This is a genomic window from Pseudoalteromonas sp., from assembly GCF_041629635.1.
GTDB lineage: Bacteria > Pseudomonadota > Gammaproteobacteria > Enterobacterales > Alteromonadaceae > Pseudoalteromonas.
The window spans coordinates 1-11,453 of record NZ_JBFKMX010000116.1; the positions used below are offsets into that span (position 1 = coordinate 1).

Sequence of the window (11,453 nt, forward strand, 5' to 3'; positions counted from 1 at the left end):
ATATTAAAGGCATTATTTTTGATTTAGATGGGACATTAGTTAGCTGTGATCTGTGTTTTAAAACCATGCGTGAAGCAATAGGGTGTCCGCTTGATGAAGATATTTTGGCGTTTGTAGACTCATTATCTGACGAACAAAAAATAGTCGCTAATCAAACAATTCGTGATTTAGAGTTAAAAGATGCACACAGTGCTAATTGGATTAAAGGGGCAAAAGAATTTGTTGCTTATTTAAATAGAAGTCAGCTTCCACTAGCAATTGTTACACGCAATAGTAAAGAGCCTAGCGACATCAAAATTAATAACAATAATATTTCTATCAAAACCATTATTACGCGCGATGACGCTCCAGCTAAACCCGATCCAACGGCACTTTTAAACCTATCTAAAGAATGGCAGATTGCGCCAGACAATATTTTGTATATTGGGGATTACTTACACGATATTAATATTGCGAAAAATGCGGGGGTTTTAAGTGCGCTGTTTTGTGAAAACGAAATACCAGATTACGCGCACCAAGCAGATTATGTTTTCACCTGTTATTTTGAATTACTCAATTTATTTAAAGAGGCCCATAGCTAACGTTTAGCAAGTTTTTTGTCTAAAAATTCGCACGATTTTTTCAACGCTGTTTGGCAATGAGCTAAATAGCGTCGTGCCCAAGGGTAATAAAAAGCCAGTAACAATAAACCCGCAATAAAGAAGATAAGCGAAGGACCAGGCACTACCATAAACAGTAAGCCAAGTGCTAAAAACAAAATAGCAAATGCATGATTTATCATTTTTTTCATAATCGGCTCTCCAGAGTGTTTGAAGTAAATAACACGATATTTATTCATAGTATAAAAAATAGGGTTTAGCATGCGAAAAAATGATGTTACAAACTGTAAATATGAAGCAAACTTAGCCATATTTCTTTGATATAATGGCCTTAACCCTGTTCCCGTCACCGAGCAAGTAATGATTGAAATAATAGATCACAAAGATACCTTATCACCTGTTGCCCAAGCGTTTTTAACAGAATTACAAAAAACAGCTTATACAGGTGAAATTGATGTTAGTTATGCAACCCGAATAGTAACCGCCACTGATAACAGTATTTATCAAGCATTACCACAGGGTATTCTATTTCCAAAAACCAATAACGATATTCAACTTATTTTTAAGCTTGCCAATCAAGCTGAATTTAAACAGATTAAATTTACCCCAAGGGGCGGTGGCACAGGTACAAATGGCCAATCATTAACCCATAGCATGGTGATTGATTTATCACGCCATATGCGTGAAATTCTTGAGATAAATGTCGAAGAAAAGTGGGTGCGTGTTCAAACAGGTGTAATTAAAGATCAACTTAACGACTTTTTACGCCCCTATGGCTTCTTTTTTGCGCCAGATTTATCTACCAGTAACCGAGCTACGGTTGGCGGCATGATTAACACAGACGCATCAGGTCAAGGCTCACTTGTTTATGGCAAAACATCAGATCACGTACTTGGTTTAAAAACCATGCTAGTTGATGGTACGGAGCTCGATACAGTGCCAGTAAGCCTAGAAACTGCTAAAAGCTATGCGGCTCAAGCGACATCGATAGGCGCAATCTATAAACAATTACTTGCAACTGGTGTGGAATTACGTGATGAAATTAAAGCAAAATTTCCGCGCCTTAATCGTTTTTTAACCGGCTATGACCTTGAAAATATTCTGGATGATGATTTAACCACGCTTGATGCCAGCCGCATAATCACAGGTTCCGAAGGGTCGCTAGGCGTTGTTTGTGAAGCAAAACTAAATATTACGCCAATTGCTGAATTTAAAACGTTAATTAACATTAAATACGATAGTTTTGACTCAGCGCTTCGCAACTCACCGTTTTTAGTGGCTGCCAATGCTACTTCAGTTGAAACTGTGGATAGCCGAGTACTTAACCTTGCTCGTGAAGATATTATTTGGCATTCAGTATCAAGTTTGATTGAGGACGTACCAGGTAAAGATATGCAAGGCCTCAACATGGTTGAGTTTAACGCAACAGCACAAGCGGATATTGACGAAAAGGTTAATGGTCTGCTTGCTAAACTTGATACGTTAATGGCCAATAATGAAGCCGGTATTATTGGTTATCAGGTGACGCATTCAAAAGCAGATATTCTTAAAATATATGCCATGCGTAAAAAAGCGGTTGGACTTTTAGGAAATGTAAAAGGGCGTGAAAAACCACTCGCATTTGCCGAAGACACAGCAGTGCCTCCTGAAGCGTTAGCCGATTTTATATCTGAATTTAGAGAATTACTTGATAGTCATAATCTTAATTACGGCATGTTTGGCCATGTTGATGCAGGAGTACTGCATGTAAGGCCTGCACTTGATATGTGTGACCCTGCACAAGAAAAATTACTTCGTCACATTTCAGATGAAGTAGTAAAACTCACTGCTAAATACGGTGGTTTAATGTGGGGTGAACACGGCAAGGGCTATCGTAGTGAATATGGTCCAGAATTTTTTGGTGAAACACTGTTTACTGAGCTTAGAAAGATTAAATCAGTATTTGATCCACTCAACCGTTTAAACCCAGGAAAAATTTGTACGCCGCTTGAATCTAACGAGCAGCTTGTAAGTGTTGATGACACAAAGCGTGCCTATTTTGACAAACAAATTCCTATTGCAGTAAAAGAAAGTTTTGATAATGCAATGGGCTGTAATGGTAATGGCCTTTGCTATAACTATGACAGCCATTCAGCTATGTGCCCATCGTATAAAGTAACTAAAGATAGACGTTACTCACCAAAAGGTCGCGCCAGTTTAATGCGTGAATGGCTTCGCCTACAAAGTGAAAAAGACGTTGATTTACTAGAAAGTGAAAAAGCGATTGCAAAAGGTGAAACTAAATCGTGGTGGGAAAAACGAATTTTCGCTAAACAAAAAGCAAAGGGTGCTTATGACTTTTCTCATGAAGTAAAAGAATCGATGGATGAGTGTTTGGCGTGTAAAGCGTGTACCACTGCTTGCCCAATAAAAGTTGATGTACCGACCTTTAGAGCGCGTTTTTTAAACCTTTATCACGCACGCTATAAACGTCCACTTAAAGATTACTTAGTTGCAAACATCGAATCACAAGCGCCATTGCTGAGCAAAATTCACTTTATAGTTAACCCTATTCTTAAATTGGGTTTTGTTGAGCGCTTGTTGAAAAATCAAGTTGGTTATGTTGATTCACCATTATTGAGTGACAATGCAATTATTAACCGTGTTTCAAAACAATATTCATTTAATTTTAACTATTTGAAAGCGTTAGAAGAAAGTGAAAAGCAAAAAACGGTATTGATTGTGCAAGACCCGTTTACTAGCTTTTATGAAGCTGAACTTCTAGAGGATTTTTGTCAGCTACTTGTTAAGCTTGGTAAAACTCCAGTGTTATTACCGTTTAAACCAAACGGTAAACCACAACATGTAAAAGGCTTTTTAACTGAGTTTGCAAAAACAGCGAAAAACAGCGCCGCGTTTTTAAATCAAGTTGCAGAACTTGATATTCCAATGGTTGGTTTAGATGCATCTCTCGTTATGTGTTATCGCGATGAATATAAACAAGTGCTTGGTGAAAATCGTGGTGATTTCCATGTGTTACTCGCACACGAATGGTTTGAAACGCAAGAACTTTCGCCATCAAAGTTAGGCACAAAAGATGCGTTTGTTTTACTAAATCACTGTACTGAAACAACTGCTATGCCAAATGCCAGCAAAGTATGGCAAAACCTGTTTGCTAGTTTTGGTTTAACGCTCAAGGCAAAAGCAACAGGGTGTTGTGGTATGGCAGGTACTTATGGCCATGAAACGCAAAACCTTGAAAAATCGCGTGCGCTTTATGAAATAAGTTGGCAAGAGACAGTAGATAACACGCCAATTGAACAGCTTGTTGCCACTGGTTTTTCATGTCGTTCACAAGTAAAGCGCTTTAATAACGGTAAAAAGCCAAAGCATCCTATTCAATTATTAAACGCACTTTTGTAAAACAATGCGCTTATTGTGATTCACAATAAGCGCATATCTCTGAAACTATTAGCATGAAGTTGTTAAATAAACTAAAGCATATCATTTTCTTGTTTTTACTATGTTTAAGTTTGTTTGGCTGTGGCAGTAAGGAAACCGTCACCATCGGGCGCGATTCAGTGATTGTCGCTTTTGGTGATAGCCTCACACAAGGCGTTGGTGTTTCTATTTCTGAAAGTTACCCTTCTCAACTAGAAACCTTACTCGGTGTTAAAGTTGTTAATAGTGGTATTTCTGGGCAAACTAGCCAGCAGGGGCTGGCTCGCATTAACAAGGTATTGAATGAAAACATGCCTGATGTGGTAATTATTTGTTATGGCGGAAATGATGTTCTGCAAAGAAAAAGTAAATCTGAACTTACAAATAACTTAAGGCAAATGATTTTAGCCGCGAAACAAAATGGTATCGAGGTAATTTTGCTTGCGGTACCTGATTTTGGCCTGCGTTTATCACCCATGAACTTATATCGTCAATTGGCAAGCGAACACGATGTTGTTTTAATCGAAGACACGCTAACTAGTTTACTTTCAAACTTAACAATGAAATCAGATCGTGTGCATTTAAACGAGAAGGGATATAAGGCACTTGCAACAAAGCTTGCAGAGCACATCAACATCATTAAATAAATCATACATAATTTATTATTTCATAATTCTTTATTAGTCCTTCTCGCATAAACTTATTTATACTGCTATCAATAAGTTATTTAATTAACCTAGCTTTAGGTGCTTTCGAGAGGGAAGATAATGGCACACGATAAAGACCTACCAGATTTTATTCAATTTCCTGGCAATGTAATTGCAGAGCCACCATGCAGAATGCTTAATGCCAATCAATATGGCTTTTTTATAAAAGGCAATATCGACAAAATTCAAAACTATATTGATACAACCCTTAACGCGGTTAAGTCCGACGAATTTCGTTTCAAGGCGTTAAGTGCATACACATTGTTAACCTTCACTGATATTGAAAATATTGCTTCGAAAGTGTCTCCGTTTAGTGAGCAAGGATGGATGCAAGAAACAGATATTATATTTTGGTTACCTGTAGCCAAAATGGTTAACAAGCGTGGTAAAGAAAAAGTGGATCATATTTATTGGTATCCAGCATTTATCACAGTTAACAATATCTATGCATTAATTAATGGGCGCGAAACCTGGGGTTACAACAAGTACTTGTGTGACTATAAGATGCCAAATATTGGTGAGATACCTCAGTATTTTGAACTAAGCCTTGATGCGTTTCAGCCATTTTCACCTAATACTAAAATGGCAAAACATAAACTGCTCGAAGTGAATTTAGTTGAGCAAGGTGGCGAGCACCCAGTTAGTGATTATGTTGAACTAGTCAAAGAAGCGATTGAAATCCTAAAGTCCGATACTGATTTTTTTGACCTCGATTTAAATGCAATTAAACAGTTACTCGATGGTTTTGTTAATCCACAAATGGACCAAATATTATTTAAACAACTTCCTAACGGGGACGGCACTAAAGCGGTTTATCAAGGTGTTGTACATTCACCTTCAATTATTAAAAAGGTACACAGTGCCAAAATCTATAAGCATGAATTTGATGTGACTGTGTTTCAACTAGATACTTTTCCGCTTGGTGAGATGTTTGGCATTTACCCAGGCACCCATCGTGCCTTGTTACCATTTAATGTCATGATGGATTTTGACCAAGAAAAAGCATTTGAAATTATAGATAGGGATTAAAAAAGGATTTTAACATGGCAAAAGAAAAAATTGTGATCCTCGGCGGTGGTGTATCTGCCATGACTGCTGCGGTGTATTTAACAGACGATGAAAATTGGCAAGATAAATACGATATCACTGTTTATCATCAAGGGTGGCGCATTGGCGGTAAAGGTGCAAGCGGTCGCAATCCTTACCTTGGTCAGCGCATAGAAGAGCATGGCTTACATGTATGGTTTGGCGCTTATGTTAATTCATTTAAAACCATCCAATCAGTTTATGAAAAATTAGGCCGCCCTGACAGTATGCCGCTTGCAACATGGCAGGAGGCATTTAAGCCTCATAGTTATGTGGTCTTACAAGAACTTATTGATAATGAATGGCAAACTTGGCCAGTTAATTTTCCTGAAATTCCGGGCAATCCTGCAGATGGCACATTAGACCTGCATTTTTGGGAAATCGCGCGCCTTTTATACTTTTGGCTTAAAAAGTTCATTAGTGATTTAGAAAATAAAGCCGAGTCACTTAATAAAAAGCGTGATATTCATGCACCAGAAGGTGATGAAGAGCAAAGAGTGTTTGCTCATTTTATTGATGAAGTTAAAGAGAAAGTCGACGATATCAAAGAAGAATGGCAAGAATTTAAAGAAGATGCTGAGCATTCACTTGAACATTTCTCTAAACATATTCAAGTAACTCTAAGTGAATTAAGTTACTTTTTTGATAAACGAGTCAGTGATAAAAACTTATCAAACCAAAAACATCCTACCGCAATTCAGTGGCTTGTAAGACGATTCAAACGTTGGATTAACGAAGAGTTTGAAGAGTTACTTGAAGATAATAGCGATATTCGCCGTTTATATATTTGTGCTGACTTAGCGCTTGCTATGATGGAAGGCCTAATTGAAGACAAGGTGTTTGAATGTGGTTTTGGTGCCATCAATAACTTAGATTTTAGGGCATGGTTATTAAAGCACGGAGCAAATGAACAGTTTTCTGTTGATTCGGCCCCAGTGCGTGGATTTTATGATCTTGTATTTGCTTATGAAAATGGTGACTTTACTAAGCCAAATGTTGAAGCGGGTGTTGCAGCTTTAGCCATGCTCAGGTTATCACTGTGTTATCACGGCGGTGTGATGTGGAAAATGCAAGCAGGTATGGGCGATACTATTTTTAGCCCAATTTATGAGTTGCTAATAAAACGTGGTGTAAAATTTAACTATTTTCATCAAGTTTCACAGCTAACACCAAATAATAGTGAAGATAGTCATTATGTTGAAAGCATTAGATTAACCCAACAAGTTAGCCTTAAAACGGGTAGTTACAAACCATTAGTTGATGTAAAAGGGCTACCATGCTGGCCATCGTTTCCACTCTATGACCAAATCGACGATGAGCAAGCAGCACTTTTAAAACAACACAATATTAATTTAGAGAGTTTTTATAGCGATTGGCCAAATGTTTATCACAACCATTTTGGTGAAGCGTTACCAGAGCTAACATTAAAACGAGGTGTTGATTTTGATAAAGTCATTTATGGTATTTCAGTTGCAAGCCTACCACACCTATGTAAAAAATTACTCAAAAAAGACACTGCGCTTAATTTAACCGCAGATAAAGTAAAAGCTGTGTCTACCCAAGCATTTCAGTTATGGCTTGGTAAAACACTTGATGAAACCGGCTGGGCATATACACCAGCAAGTGGTGAACAACCCATTTTAAGTGGATTTAGTGAACCATTTGATACATGGGCGTCAATGGATCAATTGATAAATAAAGAAGATTGGCATGAAGGAATAGAGCCAAAAAATGTAGCCTACTTTTGCAGTGCGTTTACCCAAGAGATTTACCCTGATGCAAGTCACACTCAGTTTCAACAAGAGTGTAATGACAGAGTTAAAGAGAATAGTATCTTTAAATTAAAACAACAAATGCACCCGCTTTGGCCAAACATTGCAGAGCAAGGGGAGTTTGATTGGCAAGCACTTATGGATACGACAAATGAGGTAGGGGAAGCGCGTTTTAATAGCCAATATTGGCGTGCAAATGTTGATCCTAGTGAGCGCTATGTAATGTCGGTGGTAAATTCTAGTCAATATCGCCTGCCAACAGATGGCACTGTATTTGATAACTTTTATATTACAGGTGATTGGATAAAAACGGGTGTAAATGCTGGCTGTGTGGAAGCAGCTACTATGGCGGGCATGGCAACTTCCCGAGCAATATGTGGTTACCCAGAAACAATCAGTGGCGAATTTGGCTTTGAGCCAGACGAAGAATAAAATGTTAAAAAGGCTGGTTTATAACCAGCCTTTTTGCTGTGCAATACGCGCTGCATCAACGCGATTAACAGCATTGAGTTTACTAATTGCTTCTGAAAGGTAATTACGAACAGTGCCTTCTGATAAAAATAGTTTGGCTGCAATGTCATGGGTTTTAAGACCGTCACCAGCGAGCTTTAACGCTTTTCGCTCTTTGTCATTAAGTGGATCAGTATCAGAAAGAGCAAGTAAGGCAAGTTCGGGATCAATTACTTTTTTACCTTGGTATACGGATTTTATGGCATTAATGAGTTGCTCAGAGGGGGCTTCTTTTAATATAAACGCGTATACACCTGCTTTCAGTGCACGTTTGATGTAACCTGCTTTCGAAAATGTGGTCATAATCATCATTTTCAAATTTTCCTGACTGTTTTGTAATGACTCAGCAAGCTCAATACCTGTCATGTTGGGCATTTCAACATCTGAGAGCACAATATCAACCGGTTGATTTTGCAATATCGCAAGCGCCGCTTTGCCATCTTCGGCTTGTGCCACAACATTAATAAAAGGGTCTAAACCAATCAGTGCACTAATCGCTTCTCTTACCATTTGCTGATCTTCAACAACAAGTACATCTATCATATTAATTCCGTTTTAAAAGACATGGCCAATTTAAAGCCATTTTCGTGATCCACTAATAATTCACCACCAAGTGCCTCAATGCGTTGTTTTATGCCATTAAGGCCATTGCCGTTAACAAAGGTGTTTACTTTACCATTGTCGCTAATTGATATTTCTTTTTCAGTAATATTTATATTCACTTTATTACCTTTACTGTGGCGCATAATATTGGTTGTGGCTTCAGTTAGGATCATTGAAATGGTGTTTTGAGTGCTAGATGACACACTATTTAAATGATTATGAATGCTTACTTGAAAACCATTTTGCAATAAATTATTTTTCAACACGTTTAATTGTTCATCCAAGTTAAATTGCTTCATATTGGTAACGGCTTGACGAATATCGCTTAATAATTCGCGACTAAGTATTGCCACTTGCTGTATTTCGTTTTGTGCTAACGAGACTTGGTCGTTCGAGATAAGCTTTTCAGCAAGCTCTGCTTTTAATGCAATTGAAGATAAACTGTGGCCTGCTAAATCATGTAGATCACGAGCGATGCGCTCTCGCTCAGCAACCATTGCTAATAGCTCTATTTTTTGTTGGCTTTGCAGCTCACTTAATCTGTGCTGTCGTTCGCGGCGCTCAGCACGGCCCATAAAGTAAAGACCTATACTGGTTATGAGTGCTGGCACAATATAGTACAAATCAATTAAGTTAAATAAATAAGCCGATAAGGCAATACCAAGTAAAACACCGATTAATCCTTGTAGGCCTTTTTGTTGCCTAAAGTTAAAGCCACAAAAGTAACAGGCAAAGCCAAAAAGCGCTTGTGTGCCAGGGGTTATATAGGCACCAAAAGTAGCAAGAATGGTTATTGTTAATACTGGCAGTAGCGCTTTTTCGCCTTTTGCATTTACCGCTTTTACATAACACGCAATGAATACGCAATAGAGTAGTAGCATTGCGATAATTTTAAATGTTGAGAAACGATCAAAGCTAAAAATAAGCGGTAAAAAATAAAAGCTTGAAAAGGCGAGAGGGCCCCACACCCAATAAGACTTTCCTTCTACTGCGAGGCTTTGTTTAAAATTATCCATTTTGACCTAGGTTTAATGCTGTTGCACCTGATTGCTGTTGTGTTTGCCAGCGAGTATACAATTGATAAATACTAAATAAATAGATGAATACAATAGCAAAAGGCAGTACTACAAATCTATCTTCTGGAAACAAATACCATAAAATAACAAGTGATAGAGTGCGTGTCACTGCATGAATAGCACCTACAGGGTGTTGTAAAGTCCAAGAAAGCGGAAGCCACATTAAACCTGATATGATACCCACACTAAGGGGTATAGTTGTATGATCTAGCTGTGCCATCGGAATGACCAGTCCATATCCCATTAATGCCATAATGACTGTACTTAAAAATAAATTATCAAATGGATTTCGTTCTGATTTTTTAACCAATAATTTTTCATTGGTAATTTTAGAAACACCAATACCAATGTAAAAAATCATACCAGTACCAATAAAAGTAATCAGTCCCAAGTATTGTGTTTCAACAAGCATACCTAGTATCCCGATAATGAACCAAACTGCACAACCAGCGATAGGCATTGCGAGCATCTTCTTTTGTTTATATTCATCTCTGTACTGTTCTAAAGTTTTCATGACATTTCCTTTGTGAAGTATGGGCAAGCATGCTGCCCCGAATTTAATTATTAAGTTGATTAACCTTGATTGCTCTCAATAAGCATTTTTGGCCATGCATAGTTGGGGGCAATTTCAAGAGATGTTTGCCAGTCTTTTATTGCACTTTTGCTGTCGTTCAACGCTAGGTGTGTTAAACCGCGCCACACATAAGTTTCAGCCAAGCCCCACTGATAGCCGTGGTTATTATCTGTTTGATAGCAATCAAGTGCTTTATTGAGTGCCTTTAGCGCTTGTTGTTTACTACCCCCAAACAGGCTTGGCGTGTTATAAGCGCTGATGGCTTTGACTAAATACGCCCTAGGGTTGTTGTTATTGGTTTCAATAGCTGTACTTAGCGCATTGCTTGATTTTGAACCAAGTGAAAAACCTTGCATAGGTTTTATCGAAATGCGATAGCCATAAACTTGCGCTAATAACGCGTACTTTTCACTATTATCAAGCGATAGCTCGTCATGGGTTAAAATCGCTTCAGCGTTATCTAAAAAGGTGAGGGCGGCATCTGCTTGACCTTTTATATTGTGTGCAATCGCAAGGCGATAATTAACCAGTGCACTATCATAACCACTGGCGATTTCAGCAATATCGGTAAGTAACATTACCTTATTTTGTTGTGATGCATTTTCGATGGTATCAATTGTTGTTTGATCACTGAACACCGTATGAGATGCTAATGCTAACGGGAGTAAGAGTGCAATTTTTCGGATTTGAGTAAGTAAAATCATGTTTATTTCCTTAATTTAAATGACTGACCAAGTTTGTTTTGGTTCATCACTAGTATTGGATAAAACAGGATTGATTATTAGAGACGTTTGTCAGCAATTTAACATGACAATTGTCATATAAATAAAATCACAACTTTTGAACTCGTTAATTGCAAGTAGCAAAGGGGATTAGATTAGGTTTTTGCAACCAAATGCAATTGATAATTAATTGCATTCACATGCAATTTGTAATAACATCAGCTTAATGATAATTATTATCATTAAAAAATGAATTTGTGTGAATTGCATAATCAATATATTTTTAACTTGAAGTGCTTAACACGCTGCTCAAGTGCGAAAGCATATGTGGTGGTGAACGAACTAGTAGAAAGTGGCATAGACATAGCGGTGTTTTATGAAAAA

10 protein-coding genes are annotated in these 11,453 nt (G+C 37.8%); 5 read left to right on the forward strand and 5 right to left on the reverse strand.

Annotated features, from left to right (window positions below; genetic code table 11):
* A partial coding sequence (locus ABYD77_RS14540) for an HAD family hydrolase (RefSeq protein ID WP_372770842.1) occupies window positions 1-581 on the forward strand: 581 nt, incomplete at its 5' end.
* On the opposite strand, the gene ABYD77_RS14545 is transcribed toward ABYD77_RS14540, so the two are convergent.
* Complete coding sequence (locus ABYD77_RS14545; protein ID WP_372770843.1) at window positions 578-790, reverse strand: PGPGW domain-containing protein; 213 nt, start codon at window positions 788-790, stop codon at window positions 578-580. The genes ABYD77_RS14540 and ABYD77_RS14545 overlap by 4 nt on opposite strands.
* Before the next feature lie 169 nt (window positions 791-959).
* On the opposite strand from ABYD77_RS14545, the gene ABYD77_RS14550 reads away from it, so the two are divergent.
* The 4 genes from ABYD77_RS14550 (at window position 960) to ABYD77_RS14565 (ending at window position 8,016) form a co-directional block, all read left to right on the forward strand.
* Window positions 960-4,001: an FAD-binding and (Fe-S)-binding domain-containing protein gene (locus tag ABYD77_RS14550; RefSeq protein ID WP_372770844.1), complete on the forward strand. Its 3,042-nt coding sequence runs from the start codon at window positions 960-962 to the stop codon at window positions 3,999-4,001.
* A 53-nt stretch (window positions 4,002-4,054) separates the two neighbouring features.
* Window positions 4,055-4,666: a GDSL-type esterase/lipase family protein gene (locus ABYD77_RS14555; RefSeq protein ID WP_372770845.1), complete on the forward strand. Its 612-nt coding sequence runs from the start codon at window positions 4,055-4,057 to the stop codon at window positions 4,664-4,666.
* A gap of 120 nt (window positions 4,667-4,786) precedes the next feature.
* The gene (locus ABYD77_RS14560) at window positions 4,787-5,755 is read left to right on the forward strand and encodes an acetoacetate decarboxylase (protein ID WP_372770846.1); all 969 of its coding nucleotides are present in this window, start codon (window positions 4,787-4,789) and stop codon (window positions 5,753-5,755) included.
* A gap of 14 nt (window positions 5,756-5,769) precedes the next feature.
* Window positions 5,770-8,016: an NAD(P)-binding protein gene (locus tag ABYD77_RS14565; protein ID WP_372770847.1), complete on the forward strand. Its 2,247-nt coding sequence runs from the start codon at window positions 5,770-5,772 to the stop codon at window positions 8,014-8,016.
* An 18-nt stretch (window positions 8,017-8,034) separates the two neighbouring features.
* Here the strand turns inward: ABYD77_RS14565 and ABYD77_RS14570 are convergent, their stop codons facing one another.
* Genes ABYD77_RS14570 through ABYD77_RS14585 form a run of 4 tightly spaced genes read right to left on the reverse strand, consistent with a single transcriptional unit; the run spans window position 8,035 to window position 11,051 of the window.
* Window positions 8,035-8,637: a DNA-binding response regulator gene (locus tag ABYD77_RS14570; protein ID WP_372770848.1), complete on the reverse strand. Its 603-nt coding sequence runs from the start codon at window positions 8,635-8,637 to the stop codon at window positions 8,035-8,037.
* Window positions 8,634-9,713 carry a histidine kinase gene (locus ABYD77_RS14575; protein WP_372770849.1) on the reverse strand — a complete coding sequence of 360 codons (1,080 nt, stop codon included), beginning with the start codon at window positions 9,711-9,713 and terminating at the stop codon, window positions 8,634-8,636. The genes ABYD77_RS14570 and ABYD77_RS14575 overlap by 4 nt, the downstream gene beginning before the upstream one ends.
* Entirely contained in the window at window positions 9,706-10,287 is a 582-nt protein-coding gene (locus ABYD77_RS14580; RefSeq protein ID WP_372770850.1) for a hypothetical protein, read from the reverse strand. Before ABYD77_RS14580 ends, ABYD77_RS14575 begins: the two co-directional genes overlap by 8 nt.
* A gap of 59 nt (window positions 10,288-10,346) precedes the next feature.
* Window positions 10,347-11,051: a hypothetical protein gene (locus tag ABYD77_RS14585; protein ID WP_372770851.1), complete on the reverse strand. Its 705-nt coding sequence runs from the start codon at window positions 11,049-11,051 to the stop codon at window positions 10,347-10,349.
* Between the last annotated feature and the right edge of the window lie 402 nt (window positions 11,052-11,453).

Excerpts from the sequence above, each read along its gene's own strand:
- ABYD77_RS14555 (WP_372770845.1), top strand. The coding sequence starts at position 4,055 with ATGAAGTTGTTAAATAAACTAAAGCATATCATTTTCTTGTTTTTACTA.
- ABYD77_RS14545 (WP_372770843.1), bottom strand. The coding sequence starts at position 790 with ATGAAAAAAATGATAAATCATGCATTTGCTATTTTGTTTTTAGCACTT.
- ABYD77_RS14580 (WP_372770850.1), bottom strand. The coding sequence starts at position 10,287 with ATGAAAACTTTAGAACAGTACAGAGATGAATATAAACAAAAGAAGATG.
- ABYD77_RS14565 (WP_372770847.1), top strand. The coding sequence starts at position 5,770 with ATGGCAAAAGAAAAAATTGTGATCCTCGGCGGTGGTGTATCTGCCATG.
- ABYD77_RS14560 (WP_372770846.1), top strand. The coding sequence starts at position 4,787 with ATGGCACACGATAAAGACCTACCAGATTTTATTCAATTTCCTGGCAAT.
- ABYD77_RS14575 (WP_372770849.1), bottom strand. The coding sequence starts at position 9,713 with ATGGATAATTTTAAACAAAGCCTCGCAGTAGAAGGAAAGTCTTATTGG.
- ABYD77_RS14550 (WP_372770844.1), top strand. The coding sequence starts at position 960 with ATGATTGAAATAATAGATCACAAAGATACCTTATCACCTGTTGCCCAA.
- ABYD77_RS14570 (WP_372770848.1), bottom strand. The coding sequence starts at position 8,637 with ATGATAGATGTACTTGTTGTTGAAGATCAGCAAATGGTAAGAGAAGCG.
- ABYD77_RS14585 (WP_372770851.1), bottom strand. The coding sequence starts at position 11,051 with ATGATTTTACTTACTCAAATCCGAAAAATTGCACTCTTACTCCCGTTA.